General features: G+C 41.5%; 9 protein-coding genes. 4 read left to right on the forward strand and 5 right to left on the reverse strand.

Going from position 1 to position 16325, the window contains the following annotated elements:
- The first annotated feature begins 1 nt into the window (after window position 1).
- From G7092_RS07915 to G7092_RS07925, 3 genes are read left to right on the forward strand one after another with little or no spacing between them, the layout of a single operon-like run.
- Complete coding sequence (locus G7092_RS07915) at window positions 2-1264, forward strand: TolC family protein (protein WP_166087916.1); 1263 nt, start codon at window positions 2-4, stop codon at window positions 1262-1264.
- Entirely contained in the window at window positions 1261-2517 is a 1257-nt protein-coding gene (locus G7092_RS07920) for a heavy metal-binding domain-containing protein (protein ID WP_166087918.1), read from the forward strand. The genes G7092_RS07915 and G7092_RS07920 overlap by 4 nt, the downstream gene beginning before the upstream one ends.
- Window positions 2510-3760: an efflux RND transporter periplasmic adaptor subunit gene (locus tag G7092_RS07925; protein WP_166087920.1), complete on the forward strand. Its 1251-nt coding sequence runs from the start codon at window positions 2510-2512 to the stop codon at window positions 3758-3760. Before G7092_RS07920 ends, G7092_RS07925 begins: the two co-directional genes overlap by 8 nt.
- Window positions 3761-4071: 311 nt before the next feature.
- On the opposite strand, the gene G7092_RS07930 is transcribed toward G7092_RS07925, so the two are convergent.
- Together G7092_RS07930 and G7092_RS07935 are read right to left on the reverse strand one after the other, a co-directional pair.
- Window positions 4072-5868 (reverse strand): glycoside hydrolase family 36 protein, encoded by a 1797-nt coding sequence (locus tag G7092_RS07930; RefSeq protein ID WP_166087922.1) that lies wholly within the window; start codon window positions 5866-5868, stop codon window positions 4072-4074.
- 72 nt (window positions 5869-5940) lie between these two features.
- Entirely contained in the window at window positions 5941-7485 is a 1545-nt protein-coding gene (locus G7092_RS07935; protein WP_166087924.1) for a glycoside hydrolase family 28 protein, read from the reverse strand.
- 340 nt (window positions 7486-7825) lie between these two features.
- Between G7092_RS07935 and G7092_RS07940 the strand changes: the two genes are divergently transcribed.
- A complete protein-coding gene (locus G7092_RS07940; protein WP_166087926.1) occupies window positions 7826-9103 on the forward strand; it encodes a hypothetical protein in 1278 nt (425 codons plus the stop codon).
- A 57-nt stretch (window positions 9104-9160) separates the two neighbouring features.
- Here the strand turns inward: G7092_RS07940 and G7092_RS07945 are convergent, their stop codons facing one another.
- Genes G7092_RS07945 through G7092_RS07955 form a run of 3 tightly spaced genes read right to left on the reverse strand, consistent with a single transcriptional unit; the run spans window position 9161 to window position 16325 of the window.
- Entirely contained in the window at window positions 9161-10711 is a 1551-nt protein-coding gene (locus tag G7092_RS07945) for a GDSL-type esterase/lipase family protein (protein ID WP_166087929.1), read from the reverse strand.
- 28 nt (window positions 10712-10739) lie between these two features.
- On the reverse strand, window positions 10740-14375 hold the full coding sequence (locus G7092_RS07950; RefSeq protein ID WP_166087931.1) for a hypothetical protein: 3636 nt from the start codon (window positions 14373-14375) through the stop codon (window positions 10740-10742).
- 27 nt (window positions 14376-14402) lie between these two features.
- On the reverse strand, window positions 14403-16325 hold the full coding sequence (locus tag G7092_RS07955) for an NHL repeat-containing protein (RefSeq protein ID WP_166087933.1): 1923 nt from the start codon (window positions 16323-16325) through the stop codon (window positions 14403-14405).

The raw sequence follows: 16325 nt of genomic DNA on the forward strand, positions 1-16325 counted from the left end.
CATGAAAACGAAATTTCAAATTATAGCTATGCTGTTCGCCTGGTTTATATACCTGCCGGCAAAAGCGCAAGTACAGCGTCTGCCGTTGGATAGTGTTGTTGCTCGTGTGGCTGATAACCCTGCATTACAGGCTTTGGTCGCCAAGGCCAGCGCGCAGGATGCTTACGCCACCGGGGCAAAAAGCCTGGATGCACCCAAGATAAGCGCGGGCCAGTACCAGGTGCCCTACCAGTTTAGCCCCAATGGTGGTTCATTCATGATCCAGGCCGAGCAAATGTTCACCAACCCGGCAAAGCTCAAGGCCAAAGAGAATTATATGAAAGGAGCTTCCAAAATAACAGAAGCCGACAAAGATTATCTAAAAAACCAGCTGGTTGCTCAGGCTAAGCAATACTATTATGAGCGTGTGGTATTGGAGAAAAAGCTGACCTTACTACAGCATTCACAAAGCCTGTTGGAGTACATGCTCAAAGACGCCAATATCCGGCTCACATATGGCAAAGAAAAGCTTAATAATATTTACAAGGCCAAAGCAGATCTATACGAACTGGATAATACCCGTGATCAATTAAACAATGAGATCAGCCAAAAAAATATCATGCTCAATACGTTGATGAACCGGGATAAACAGGCAGTTTTTTCGGTAGACACTACAGTCGTATTAAATAATTACGACAGTGCATTAACCGATACCGCGACATTGGCCAATGCCCGAAGTGATATAAAAAGTATCAACAGGAATATTGAACTACAAGCATTAAATGCAAAGGTTGAATACAGCAAACGCAAGCCTGATTTTGGAATCCAGGCCGCACATATGATCAGTTATGGCGGTTATGCTAACCAATATATTTTAATGGCTTCTGTCACCATCCCTATAGTTCCATGGGCATCCAAAGAATATAAGGCTAACCTGAAAGGTATCCGCTACGAAGTTGAGGAATTACAGCAGCGAAAAATGGATGTGCTCAACCAGGCCCAGGGGCAACTGGCCAGTATTAAAGTAGATATGACGAACAAAAAAAAGCAGATTGGCAACTACCAGCAAAACATCATTCCCGCCTTACAGAATAGTTATAAAACAGCATTATTGGCCTATGATCAAAATACAGGCGACCTGCCATCCGTACTGCTTGTTATCAAAGATCTGCAAACTTCCAGAATGAATGCATTAGATCGCCTGCAGGAGCTTTTAACCTTACAGGTTGCTTATGAACGGGAAAATGAAACTACGGTATCCGCATTAAATAACCAGAACAAATGAAAAGTATTAAAATCATCATGATCAGTTTACTGTCGGGCCTGTTGCTGTTCTCTTCCTGTTCTGATCAAAAAAAGAAAGCAGCTAATGCGCAGGTTGAAACGGCTGCTAAATACACCTGCCCTATGCACCCTCAAATATTGGAAGATCATCCGGGCAGCTGCCCTATCTGTGGCATGGCACTGGTAAAGAAATCAGGTCAGGTCAGTGAAGGTTCGGGCATCGGTTTAAATACCGTTTTACAACCGGTTAGTTCTTCGGTGCTATCAACGGTTAATGCTATTGTGCCCATAGAAAAGGATGTACAAACAACGATCTCGGCCCAGGGTTACCTCGACTTTGATACACGCACATTTAACAATATTGCGTCACGTTTTTCGGGCCGTATAGAAAAACTGTATATCAAATATGCCTTTCAGGAAATTCACCGGGGGCAGCGGATTTTTGATATATACAGCCCAGATATGGTTACTGCCCAACAAGACCTGATCTTTCTGACAAAGAACTCAGCAAAGGAAACGGCATTAATTGATGCCGCAAAGCAGAAATTGTTACTGCTGGGCATGACCTCCGAACAAATTAACCAGCTTATTAAAACCAGGCAGATTTTTTACCGCTTGCCCGTATACAGTGCTTATGATGGTCATGTGCATGATATGCCACATAGCCAGATGGCTGGTGCTCCCCAGGTATCATCACCGTCTGATCTTACCACAAACCTGCCCTTATCGGTTAAGGAAGGTATGTATGTAGAAAAAGGACAAACTTTATTTAACGTAGTTGACCCACATAAACTTTGGGCGATCATAAAAATTGACGGCGCTGCTATTTCCGGATTGAAATTAAACCAGTCAGTAACTATTTCATTACCAGATATACCAGGCAAGACCATCAATGGTAAGATCAATTTTATTGAACCTGCTCTACAAGATGGCGACAAAACAACGAGCATCCGGGTTTATCTCGATAATATGAATCATGAACTAAAAGTAAATAGCATCGTCAAAGCTACTATACAAACCGGCAGTACGGAGGGCTTATGGATTCCGCGATCGGCGCTGGTTGATTTAGGGCAGACTAAAATTGTCTGGTTAAAAAGCGGCGGGTCTTTCCATGCTCACCAGGTAAGTTCAGGAACAGCCCACAATAACGAAATACAGATCACAAAAGGTTTATCCGTAACGGATAGCCTGGCATATAATGCCCAATATTTAACAGACAGTGAAAGCTTCATTAAAACACAAGGTCATGAATAATATAAAGAAACGTTTTTGGATATTAAGTGCAGCCGGGCTCCTATTCTTTATGACAGTAATAGCTGTACTTTTTACAGCCTGTACACAAAAACCGAAGGCTACAGTTACTAAGACGGCAAACAAAGCCTATTATACCTGTTCCATGCATCCGCAAATTCACGAAGATCATCCAGGCAATTGCCCGATATGTGGCATGAAGCTCATCAAAGTAGAAATGACCGGGAATAATATGGATATGACTGCAAATAAGATCAGATTGACAGTCACGCAGATTCAACTGGCCGGTATTCAAACCGATACCGTAAGGGAAGAGAATACTGGCAGTGAAAAAACGTTGACCGGAACCGTTACTACCGATGATAATCGATCAGAAGAGTTGAGTGCAAGGCTAGCGGGCCGGATACAGCAATTGTTTATCAGAACTACCGGCGAAAGAATTATGACAGGACAGCCTGTTTATTCCATCTATAGCGAAGATTTGCAAGAGGCAGAAAAGGAATATTTATTGGCTAAACAGCAGCAGAAGGTGCTCCATAACCCAGATGTGGATTACCAGCAATTGATTAGTGCTGCCGAAAATAAACTACAACTTTGGGGACTGTCACCTGCTCAGATCAGGAATATAGCAGCTTCCGGCAAAGTATCTGCAACCACAACCATATTAAGTAAAATCAGCGGAACTGTTAGTGAAATTGCTGTTCATGAAGGTGATTATGTAACTGAAGGGATGTCTATTTTGAAGACACAAGCCCTGGATAATTTATGGATAGAAGCTCAGTTGTATGCCAGCGAAATAAACAGCTATAAGGAAAATGACCGGGTAAGCGTTTCATTTCCTGATTTAGGCGGCCAAGTTACTAATGGCAAAATTGAATTTATTAATCCCGAATTATCAAATGCCTCTAAAGTAAATTTGATTAGGATTAATATCCCTAATCCACAAGGCTTGATCAGACCCGGAATGCTAGCTTATATTTCTATTGGCCATGGTAACAACCATGCTTTAGCGGTACCTGTTTCGGCTATTTTAACAGATGGAAAAGGCAGCTTAGTGTGGGTCAAGAACTTGGATGGCAGCTTTTCATCCAAAATAATCAAGCCGGGAAATGGTAATCAGAGCTATGTGCCCGTCCTTTCTGGTTTAAATGCCGGAGATATTGTGGTTACCAACGGAGCCTATTTGTTAAACAGCGAAGCCATATTTAAAAATGGTGGAGATAACATGGCTGGTATGAATATGTGATCGCCAACTTCTTTAAATCTCCCATAAAACATTCGTAAACTATGATTGCAAGGTCACTTGAGGAGACAACACATAAGTGTTGTCTCCTTTTCATATAAACTGATAGGCAACAGGATCTTTTATAGTTCGATTTTAGCAAATAAACCCCTAAACCGTTAAGCGCTAACAATTTAAAAGAGCGTCAGAAATGTGATTAAGCAGCAAAATCTTTATCTCCGAACGGGCATATATTGAACTAAGCGGCTGTTGAACCTTATCAGATATGTATAATTCACTCCTTTATCTTTAAAAAATCCCTCTTATAAGACATTTCAAAGCATTCGCAAACAAGCTATGCCAGATGGAGGAATGTTCAGCTTCTGAATTCCTTTCTTAACTTTTAATCTTTGAGTCCTGATTTTTTTTCCCTCACAATCAAATACATCAACTTTATATGCTCTGGCAAAATCCAATCGTAATAATACTCCATTTGTGGTTTTCCCGTTGATGACATCCACAAAAGGCATGTTTAAAAGAAGTGGCTGACTCTGATCACTGTAAATGCCTGCAATCAGTTTATCACCCATTTTACTGCTAAGTACCGGATAATTCATCTCCGGCCCATACGCTCTGAACCTGCCATTCAACAAAACATCTTTGTTTTTGAGCCAATACTGTGTATAAAACCTAACCATGTTAAGATGCGCTGCAGGTATTTCCGTTAAGCGTACAGAAAGCTGAGGGATAGCGAAGATCACATTGAGAATTTGCAAAGCAGCAACCTCCGGTTTATCTCCATAATTCCAGGTAAGCATATCAGAATGAATGGCAGTTTCTTCTGCTAATAACCTGATGTCTGTTGTTCTGATCCGGTTAGTAAGTGCAGCTGCAGCGCAATCGCCTGCTCTGAACATATTGCCATATTTGCGCATAGCCGGCCCTGTATAAGATTGCCGAAACTCAATCAGTATATCTGGTTTAATTGCAGTAAGTGCATTTTTCACCTCCACCATCAATGCATCAACCCCATCATAAATTGATTGATAATCGGCTTCTTTACTAACAACCGGAGGATTTCCAGGTTGATTGGTAAAGCTGTCAATAAAATCAAGTTTAAAACCATCTAACTTCCACAAGCTTAGTGCCTGCACATATTTATTCACTATAAATTTCCTGACATCGGGATATCTGGGATCAAGTACCCCCGCAGACTGACGGTCACTTTTGTATAAAAATTTGTTCTCAAATCGTTTATAAGCTTCGGCCCGGTACCCCATAAAAGGTACAGAGTACCAAAGCAAGCATTTCATTCCGGTTGCATGTACCTTTTTAATAAAATCAGCCATATGGGTAATACGTTCGGCTTTCCAATCCCCGGTAAATGCATACCCCCCGGAATGATTTACCGTTTGCCAGCCGTCATCAACAATAATTCCCGAATAGCCAAGTTTATGAGCCTCCATGCACTCCTTTAAAAGTAAAGATTCGGTAAAGTTCTGATGATAACTGTACCATGTTGAATATAAGGGCTGTTTTGCAGCAAAAGGTATCACAGCAGGATGATAAACGGGCATATTACCCCACCAAACGGCTACTTTGCGCAGGGCATCTTCATATCTTTCATCCTGATCGTTTAATAACAGGCTAAGTTGATATGGCTTGTTTCGTTCTTCGCCCGAGATTTCAATATTTGCAGTACAGCTCAGCATAGCACTATCTTCATTTACAGCGGCAGACAGCGTTGTTTTATGAAAAGCGTCGGATAAAGCTACGGTCAATCGATTTTGTCCCGCATCATTATACATGGCCAAAACCGGCGCCTGGCTGGCAAGGTTTGCCTGAATTTTGAAACCTGCATGAATAAAACGCGCTTCGTTACCGTTCGTTGTCCAGAAACCGGTAATATCACGAAGTGGGGTGGCCCATTTAATGATAATCTCATTTTTTAAAGAACTCGTCATAGTGAATTGACAGGTCACGAGTAAGGCCCCGCTTTTTAACCTTTCATGATATACACTCACTTTAACACCTTCTTGCTGTGGAATTGTAAACTTAAAAGCGCCTGCTTGATATTCCTGGGCCTTTACCTGAGTAGCCAGTAAGCAAAGTAAAACTAAAACAAATTTCAAAGCATAATTTATTGTATGACATGCTTTGTTTGGGGATTTGGGTATAGTAATTTTCATTGATTAGTTCCATTTCTATCTGATAGAAACCGCATTCTTTGATGTGGAATCTTTCAATTCATAAAGGCGTTGAATGTTGGTGGAGTATTTTCCGGCTATAATAATATTTTTCGATTGTGCTCCCCGAATTAGGAAAAGTAGAGGAATTGATTGGTTCCATGCATGACCTTCAAAACTCACTCCGGATGTCTCGCTCAGTTCTACTAATGGCGCACCACCAATTGGAGTAACAGCCTGTAGCTCCGAAATATGAATTCCCAGGCCATCCTCCACATATATTGCGGGACGAGCTTCGTCATCTAATGGATTAAATTGAAGGTTATAAAGACCAATATTACTTACATGCCTAAGGTATAAGCCATAGGCCGGAAGACTGGTATTAAACATCCGGTTTTCAGGATAGGCGTTCACCTGCTCAGGAACTTTGGCTAAATATTCATTTTTAATTCCCCCTCCCGGACTTTGGATATTGATATCACGCAAAAGTACGCTCTCGATCTTAAACCCCGGAACCGCTGTTATACTACTCGCTATTCTGCTTACGCTTTTAGCTGTCACATTACTTATTATCACATTTTTGATTGCACCGGTAGGATTGCTTCGAGATCCCAGCCGGATAAATAAAGGAGTTTGAACCCCATCCATTACTATGTTATTAATTTGAATACCATCCATAATACCGCCATCAACAATCTCCAGCGCAATTCCTGCAAGGCCAGTCACGGGTTCCTTTACGCCAGGAACACTGCGCTCCCAAAACCGGAAGCGGGATTCTGACGCTCTCCGCAATACACAATTACTTACGCTGATATTCCTGAAGCCACCTACAGAGGCGGTACCCATTTTAATAAAGTTGCAATTGGAGGCAAGGACGCAATTGGATACGGTAACATTCTGACAAATAAAACTGCTATCACTTTTAAAACATAGCGCGTCATCGTCAGTATCTATAATACAATTGCTTATAGTAACATTTTTACTATCGATATCCAATCCGTCATTATTAAAATTTACATGTGAATATATGCGGATGCCATCAACATTGACCTGATCATTATAAAGCAGACGAAAGGTCCAGAAAGCGGCATTCTTAAGACTGACACCAGATACTGCTACATGGCTGCAATTCTTTATCATAACCAGAAATGGTCGGTCAGGTGCGTTATCACCATGAAAAAAGGCTTCACCATTACCGTTAATCTCTCCTCTGCCTGTAATACTTATATCTGTTGCATTTAAAGCGAATATCAACCCGCGTTCGCCGGCAACCTTAGGGTAATCAGCCCGGTTAAGGCTCCCTGAAATTTTAGCGCCACTTTCCAGATAAAATTCAACATGACTCTTTAAATGTAGAGTACCTGTTAAAAAATCTCCGGATGGGATCACAACCCTTCCCCCGCCATTGGCCTGGCATGCATCAATAGCTTTTTGAATATATTTAGTGCATAGTTGGTTGCCGTTCCCTACAGCGCCATAATCGGTGATCAGGTAATCATTCGTTCGTGCAAACAATTGCGATCCTGTAAAAAGTAATAATAACGCCAGAAAAGATTTGCTCATAATTTATTATCGCGTTCAAATTGGTTATTGGGCCGCCTTTATAACTTAACAGCGGCTATGATGGCGAAACTATCAATTCGGCATATTTAAGGTTAAATGCATTTTCAGGCATAGTCAAGCAGAATACGCCAGCCATGAATTTTTATGATTTTAGGAGTAGTATTGCAAAGCGATTTTAAGTTTTCAAATACGGGAAGGAGTCGCTGGTTGCGAAAAATGTGTTGTGTAAAAAAACAATGTGAATTGTCATAAATTTTAGATTCCATTTAGCATATTTGAGAGCCAACTAAAACCCGATTAATTATACTATTGATGCTTTTGCACAATTGCTGACTTAAACATGAAGAACCATGACTATTTGCTAAAATGTACTCAGTTAATCGAGGATAAAATGCAGTCGGGGAAAAGCAATGACTGGATTGATTACAATTACACAAAACTTCATGATCAGATTTTTGAAGCAACAAGGGTCTCCATCAGCATTCGTACATTAAAACGTATTTTTAAAGTAAACGATAACTATGAGCCACAGATAGCTACAAAAAACGCGATGGTCCAATACCTGGGATACAGGGATTGGGCTCATTTTTTGAAAGAAAATTTCGATACGGAAACAAATGATATCCGTATATCAGAAGAGACGGTTAATACGCCTCCTAAAACGCTCAATCAGCGATATAAAACAACTAAATTTTGGATAATCAGCGGGGTATCGCTAATTGTTTTAATTATCGGAACAACCCTATTTTTTAATCAATTTATCGATCAGCCAAAGGTTTTTTTCAATGTAAAAAATAATTCGGGGCATGCTCCGCTTACGGCAGCTATTAGTTATGACCTTTCCAATATCAATTATAAAAATGCTTTTATAGATTTTGGAAGCGGCGGTGAGTACAAAATGTTACTCGCACCAAAAGGCGAACTTACCTATCAGTACAAAACCCCAAACTTTTATAAAATGAGGTTAATTGCTGATGGTAAAGCATTAGCCAAAACTACTGTTGATGTAACAACAAAGGGATGGGTCTGTTATGTGGGTAATAACGACCAGAATGCCAGGGTGGTAACTGATCGGGATAAATTCAGCGATAAAACATCACTATACTTTGTTCCGGCCATAATAAGTACACTCCAAATCAATACCAATGAGGAGTATTGGGTTGATTATCGCAACATACGTAACTTTCATGTTGATGGTGATCAGATGACTGTAGAGTTCCGTTTACGCAACAGTCAAAACATAGGAGGCTTCGATTGCTTTGATACCAGCCTGGAATTTACCGGTGAAAGCGGACGCGGGCGTTTCAAATTTGTTAAACCTGGCTGTACCCAATACGCGGATACTGAATTTGGGGATACTCAGCTGACCGGTAATTTTCACAATCTATCTTCATTAGGTGTCGATTTATCAAAATGGACTGTTGTACGTATTGAAACCCGAAATAAAACGAGCATGGTTTATATTGACAATGCTTTTAAGTTTAAAACGGTTTACAACACACCTATTGGAAATATAAGGGGGCTTTTCTGCAGATTTAAAGGGTCAGGCCAGCTTGACTTTATCAGGGTTTATGATCAAGGCCACCATTTGGTGTATAATGACGAGTTTAATCGTTAATGTAATAAATAAAAAGAGCAAGCAATAATTCAAATGCTTACTCTTTTTATGGTATAATCAATGTTCACTAAAAGCTTTTGCAATGGCCGGGGCAAGCATACCATAACCAACCGCATTAGGATGCAAACCATCACCAAATAATTCCTCTCTGATCTTGCCTGAGTTATTGAGCAAAGCGGTTCCGGGGTTGATAAATGTTATCTTCTTTTCTTCGGCTAACTTTTCGATGGATTGATTGAGCAGTGCGATCCTATCTTCCATATTCCGTCGTGGCAAAATTCCGGAAATTAATACCTTGCTATTTGGCTGCCGTACCCCAACAGCAACAATCAGCTGCCGAAGGCCCTGAATAATTTCGTCGTTGGTGTTCACTTGCAGATTATTAGTACCGATCATGAGCAGAATATGATCTGCTTTAAAACCATCCAGTTCATCATGGTAAATTCGCCAAAGCACATTTTCAATCCTATCCCAGCCAAATCCCATATTCTGAACACCTAATGGCTGGAGATAGGCATTCCATGAATCCTGCCCGCGGGCAATGATTGATTGTGGCAAACCGCCCCAGTAATGAATGATGGAGTTGGCAAATATGATATTTTTTGGTGCTTTTTCTTTGCTCAAAGCCAGCTCGTCGGCATGGCGTTGCCGCCAGTTATAATTTCTATCACGGCTTTGAATTACGGCCTTCGTTGTAGAAATTTCGCCATCTGGTTCTTGAAAAACAGAACGTACGTTTGTATTGAAAGCGATCCAATTATCTGTTGTTGGACTCGCTAACAGATATATGCCTTTTATATTAGCTATCCTTCGGGCAACTACTTTTAATATACCCTGACTCCCGACCGGCGTATCCCCACTTGGAAAAATAAAGACAGGTATTCCTGCCCGTTGTATTTGACGGGTCTCTTTTATAATTTTATTTGCTTCATCAGTAGCATTCCCGTGAGCATAAAGCTCCCAAAAAACAGCTTTTGTTTCCGACTTTAATCCGTTACGTAAAAACCTTTCCCAATCGCTACTCCGATCTAAAACCATGGCAGGCCGGTCTAATGCTCTTTCTAATCGGGCCGACCAATCTGTTCCTGGTATACTCTGCTTGTCTTTTGAAACCTGTTTATAAATAACAATTTGCTTTTCGGGTTGAGGAAGCATTAACTCGATATGGCTTTGTGCCGGAATGCCCATAGCAATAAGAGACGGCATCTTTCCCTCTGGCAGAAATAAGCGATATTCAAAATTCCTGGCCGGAATGTGGCTATCTAGTGAAATCCCCTGAAATGACTGTGTAATAACTGTATCGCCCGATGATTGGATTCCCTCAAATTCAATCCATTTACCATCGTCATTCAAACCATAAAGCATGCATTTGCTCTTCTCCCCTTTTATATCAATATTTGGTATCGACTGATAAGTTAAACGAATAACAACGTTGCCAGCATTAGTAACAAACCGCACATAAGGATAATTATTTTTTTGCCCTAATACCTCATTGCCAGAATTCTGAAATGGCGCATAAAATTCGGCCCAAGTGATTTTATCGGTTTGGGCAGAACAGAAAATTGGCCTCGTTAAAATAATGAGGAGTAATATTTTATATTTCAGCATAGGTTAATATCGGTAATTTTATTACAAATCATTTTTCAAAACTAAATTCCACTTCGTTTGCCCAATGTGTTTTCCAATCGGGATGAAATGCCCGGGCATTTATTTTAGACACACTTCGGTCTTTGGCAAGTTCCATAGTGGCTGCTGGTGAAGCATTATCATTAACCCGGAAAGATAATTTTATTTTCTCTCCTCTTTCAAACGCTTTTCGTACATCCGGTATTTCTGACCAGGGAATTGCACATTCTGTAATCAGGGTATTTCCAATCCTTTTAATTGCTAACTGACCATTTTTTACAGGCCCTTCGCCGGTAGATTTTGGCTGCCGGGGGAAGAAATGTTTTCTGTTCAGTTGAGGCGTTAACAACCGCCAGATTTCAGTTCCTCCTCCATACTCAGACGCTACACTGTTCATGGCATACTCGTAATCCGTATCTTTATAACCTGTGTACCGAGGCATTGTACCAGGAGGGTTTGCCAGCATACCATCAGTCCCCACCGGCAATACATTGAAAGCTAAGATGACATTATCAAATGAATAACCGAGCCCGGAATTATCTGGCGTTACCGGATTTTTACGATAGGTATAATGACGAACGCCGGCAGGCCAGGGCAGCGGAAGCTTAACCTTTACCTCCGGGATGCTAAGTTTTAGATCCGTAGGTACTTTTCCCGGAACTCCTATAATATTATAGCCGTTTTTTCCATAAAGCCCTTTCCAGTTGCCCCTGGTGTCCAGATCGTCTTTGATAAAAACAGCTTTATCATGTACTTCCTTACTGGGTGAGTCATCAAAGAAAAGGCCGGCAACTTTTACTGATGTCCACCAGTTATAAGTTCTGAAAACTACCCGTACCTTACCAGCAAGATCCAAAGTTTCGTAGGCTCCCTGCCATAAATTATCTATTTTTTTTCTTAAAATAAATTTACCATTTACTCCATCAAACACTTCAATTGTTGCATTAGGAACCCTGATGTTAGGCATATAAAATGATACTCTTGTATACTTTTGTGCAGGCAGATCCATGTCGATACCGAAAGCATAAGCTATATCACTGCTTGACCAGAAATGCATAATTCTCCCATTTCCATAGGGCATTTGCAGCGCTCCGTTGTCATTGTTTTTTAGAGGCACACTATCCTCTTTGGCTATCAGTGTTTTATCCATATCCATCACATAAGAGGTATCCGGATAAAAGAAAGTATCATCTGGCCTGTTTTCAAACCTGTAAGTACCAGGATGAGGTGTATTATCGGCTACCTTAGCCGCGAAATAGAAATTCTTATCGTCATAGGCAAAGTAACCATTAGCATACCCCTCGGCCTTAGTGTCAAAATTTTTAAATGGGTACCAGGCTGCCTCTGTGAGACTTACATTTTCAGTTCCCTTACTGCTTACGGTTTGCGGTATTGCCGTCCCCCATTCATCGAGATTTCCGTCCACTTTAACGGGAATCCGCGAAATAACATTAACATGCATATCTTCATCAAGCACAGCAATACCATCCTTAGGCGTTTCAATACGGACATTCAGCGGATAAACATTCGCATTATTGGATTGCCCCTTGATTATCCGGACAGGTATAGTAATTGTTTCATGCGGGGCAATGGTTATAGTCTTTGGATAAGACAACTGAAAATTGGAAAGCGTCGCCGTCAATTTCCCACTGATCGGACGATTAAGAATGTTAGTTAGTTGCAGATCAAGTGAAGCCTTTTGTTCAATTCTGGCTGTCATATCATGAGCTATGATCTCCACAGGTTCATAACCATCAATACGGGCATGTTCCATGGCTTTAATAAGCATCGCAAAGGATCCTTTACTACCATCTGTTCGCAAATAATAACCTTGTGTATTTAATGGGACTTGAATACTGTTACCCTTTGGTTTTATGATATTACCATAAAAATCATACAACCTGAAATGCTTATCGGCTGGCAGAATCATTATACCGCCAGAAAGCGGCTGGGGTATTTTCAGTAAGCGGGATAGACTGTCCTTTTGATTAGAATTAAGGGAATTATCCTCCAGTTGCTTGCGAATACGGTCTTTATCTGCAACTTCTTTAAGACCTCTTACCGTTCTGAAAAGTAAACGTTCGTTGCCAAAGGCTTCGCCGATGTCGCCACTTACTACAGCCGTGCCATCATCAGGGTTCTGATCGTAGCCGTTAAACAGCATAACCCAGGGTAAGCCTTTTTTAAATAGCAACCTGTTAAAATCACGTTCCCCTATTAAATGTTGAACTGCACCTACCCCTACCGCTGGCGCCCATGCATCCGGAATCCTGTCTATTACTGTGTGTCCGGCATCGGTTAGTACAGTTTGCTTAAAATGTTCGGATCCTCGTCCTCCTGTAGATAAATAACCGGCATAAATACCCATAGAACGATCGTACCCGGCTGATCTGTTGGTTGCAACCGTCAGTCCGATACGGTCATCTGTATTCCCTACCCAGCTTTCGGTATCCCATATTTTAACCCGCCCTCTGGGCGATTTACGATTAACCCATTCCGGGTAAATACTCGGCGATTCCATTCCCTGATAATGAATAGAGCAAAAATCGAAAATAGGCAGAAAGGTCATCTTACCGTCGGCAAAAAGCTTATCCCAGGCGTTGGAGTTGGAATCTCCGCCGCCAACCAATACATCAGCACCTTTTTTCCGGGCATCTAAAACTGCGTTGGCCATAGCTGTATAAATTTCCCGGTAACGTGGAATATCAGACTGCCATCCTGAAATAGAGCTTCCCTCCCATGGTTCGTTCCATAACGATACAGCTGTAACTGGCCCATTTGGCCAGCCCTGATCAACGCAGAACCGGTTAACGAACTTAGCAAAATCCTTATCTGTTGGTGGTGCCCATACCAGGTCCTGTTTGGTTTTACGCATAATGCCCTCATCATTTAACAGCGGCCGGGGCATTCCTAGCGGTAATTCTGCTGTGCCTGCACCAAACATCAATAAAACCGTAATATTTCTGTCTCTGTATTTCTTCAATTTTTCGTAGACGGTAGACAATTTAGTCTGATAATCAGCATCTGTGGTAGGAAAATAATCAATACCCATCCGAACTGCCTGAATGCCTAAGCGTTGAAGAAAATCGGGATCCATATCGTCCAATGATTGCTTGGGATACTGTAGCCGTTTGGGGTTAGCGGTAAAAGTTCTTACTACGCTGCATATCAGTCGGCGGCCATATTTCCCCAGATCAAGAATGATTGCATAGCCTCCAAAGGTGGCTGGAATAATGGGTTTGATCTCCATATTAACAAAGCCCTTTGTTTTTAAAGATACCTGCAGATCTGATGTAGAAACGGTAGCATACTTTACTACCTCAGGCTGCCAGATATCATTAGGCCTGCCTTTTGTGCCGTAATGAATAATCTCCAGTTTCCCTTTAGCATCCAGGGGTTCGGCAAGATTGTTAACAATCTGGATGGTATATTGAGCCTGCTCGCCGGGCCAAAGCACATTTGTATTGGTACTTGAACGAATCAGGGCAACATTGTAATCATATTGTCTTAATCCGGTTTTAAGATTAAAAACCAGGTCATAGTTCACCCATTGCTCCGGCGCTGTCATCTGTGCCCCTACCGTTAAATAGTTTAACAGCAGAAGCAACAGGATAACTTTGTATTTTATCGATTTAATGATATTCATTTATATTTATCGGTTATTTTATAATTATCATGGAGTCCACTGATAAAGCACTACTTTATTAGCATTATAATCATCCTTCGTGATCAGGTATTGACCGTTCGATTTACGGTAAGCGCTGATGCCATACATCGAGTCGACATCATTGCCAACATAAACATCATTATTACTGGTCATGCTCAACACTAATGCTCCGGTAGCCAAATCAAAAATATCGATATTCGGCATCGCATAATAGCCCACAAATACATAATTCCCAGCCGCAGTCATAGATTTTGCCTGGCCCCTGGTTAAAGTAATAACGGTATTGGGTGTGCGGTTACCAGCCTTCCATCCGTTATAAACCTCTATCCGGTTTCCGATAAGCGTCCAATCATTATTGCCACCTGCTAATATCATCCGGTCGCCATTTGGTAAATATATCAAACGGTTGAGACGGGCTATACTTGCCGGTACAGGTGTACTCACGGGCGAAGCCCAGGTTGGTTTTCCATTGCCGCCAAATCCGGTTAATTCGTAATATTGAATAGCATTGGTTTTATCTTGCGAGGTCCATACATTACCCAGGGAATCCAGTGCAAAACCATTGCGTATTTTGGTAAATGAATCACCAGGGATGGCAATATAGCCATCGGTGTTTCTGTTAAAATAAAAACTATACAAAACATCCGGATTCTGACCGCAGGCAATCAGGATCTTTTTTCCGCCAACATCGGCAAACTGCCCGAAGTGTAACCCTCTTGAAGGGTCACTGATATTGATACGTGGATCAGATGGGTACCGGAAAGGGTCAATAGTATTACCCTTATATCTTCCGCCTCCGGTACCGCTATAGGTATAAAAAATGTTCGCACTGTAAAAATCGGCACCATCTGTTCCTGAATCAGCAGCGGCATTTCCTTCAAAATTGAGCGCCTGTAACTCCCACAATAAATTGCCCGAAGCGCCGTAACAATGAATATCCGTCGCACCGTTACGTCCCAGATCCCAGGAACCTCCCCATGGATTATTGAGCACATATAATTGACCGGTGTTATCCTTTCCTATACCTACTATCCGGGTAAATCGCTTATCTCCGGTTTGGCCGCGAATACCCATAGTTGATTCCAGGTAACCGCCGGTAACACCAAAAGTGCCCTGTAATTGAGGCGTTGATGCCAGGTTAGTATAAATTTTGATATTTTGATCCGGGCCTTGATCGCCAACATAAAGCAGGCCGGCCGCCTTGTCACAATAGAGTGCAGAAGGCTGGGCATTTGCCCCCATTGTAATAACCGGTCCGGCAACGCCGCTGGTACTAAAACTTTTTAACTGCCCCGCGCTCATCTGCGTAACCCACAATTGAGATTGGCCGTCTATAGTTATTGCTCCGGGTTCTGTAACCGTCCATTCTCTTAACAGAGAACCGGTTTTAGAATATACTCCAATCCTGTTTCCGGCAAAATCACTTACAAAAATCTCATTGCCATTAATCACAATCCCACGAATAGCTTCTCCCGTACCATTACTCGCTTTAAAAAGCAGATCACGTGTTTTCGAATTTCGGTTATAGCGACCGATGTACCCGGAATTTGGTGCTTGCTGTGCCGTATAAATATAAGTTGAATCGCCACCTATAGCACTACCCTGGGAATCTTTTGTGCCTCCCATGGCCCCTATAGTGTTGCCATTTTGGTATATGCCTATATTTCTTCCCTTTTCATCCCAAAGAGATGCGGTATAAACAACACCTTCTGGTGATACCCACATTGACCGGGCAGCATTCCCTACATAGTTAGTAACAGCAGGAAAATTGTTTCCAAACCAGGTAACTGTATAATCATTAACAGAATTGGTATTCTTTTGATGATTAATAGCTTTTAAATGATCATTGGTTGAGGTCATTTGCTTTGTACAATTGGTAATTATACCGGTAAAGCAAAACAACAGTGTGTAAATTAAGCTCTTTTTCAT

Source organism: Mucilaginibacter inviolabilis (assembly GCF_011089895.1).
GTDB classification, from domain to species: Bacteria; Bacteroidota; Bacteroidia; order Sphingobacteriales; family Sphingobacteriaceae; genus Mucilaginibacter; species Mucilaginibacter inviolabilis.

What these genes read in the sequence shown, in the direction of transcription:
- G7092_RS07915 (WP_166087916.1), top strand. Translation starts at nt 2, where the DNA reads ATGAAAACGAAATTTCAAATTATAGCTATGCTGTTCGCCTGGTTTATA.
- G7092_RS07920 (WP_166087918.1), top strand. Translation starts at nt 1,261, where the DNA reads ATGAAAAGTATTAAAATCATCATGATCAGTTTACTGTCGGGCCTGTTG.
- G7092_RS07925 (WP_166087920.1), top strand. Translation starts at nt 2,510, where the DNA reads ATGAATAATATAAAGAAACGTTTTTGGATATTAAGTGCAGCCGGGCTC.
- G7092_RS07935 (WP_166087924.1), bottom strand. Translation starts at nt 7,485, where the DNA reads ATGAGCAAATCTTTTCTGGCGTTATTATTACTTTTTACAGGATCGCAA.
- G7092_RS07940 (WP_166087926.1), top strand. Translation starts at nt 7,826, where the DNA reads ATGAAGAACCATGACTATTTGCTAAAATGTACTCAGTTAATCGAGGAT.
- G7092_RS07945 (WP_166087929.1), bottom strand. Translation starts at nt 10,711, where the DNA reads ATGCTGAAATATAAAATATTACTCCTCATTATTTTAACGAGGCCAATT.
- G7092_RS07950 (WP_166087931.1), bottom strand. Translation starts at nt 14,375, where the DNA reads ATGAATATCATTAAATCGATAAAATACAAAGTTATCCTGTTGCTTCTG.
- G7092_RS07955 (WP_166087933.1), bottom strand. Translation starts at nt 16,325, where the DNA reads ATGAAAAAGAGCTTAATTTACACACTGTTGTTTTGCTTTACCGGTATA.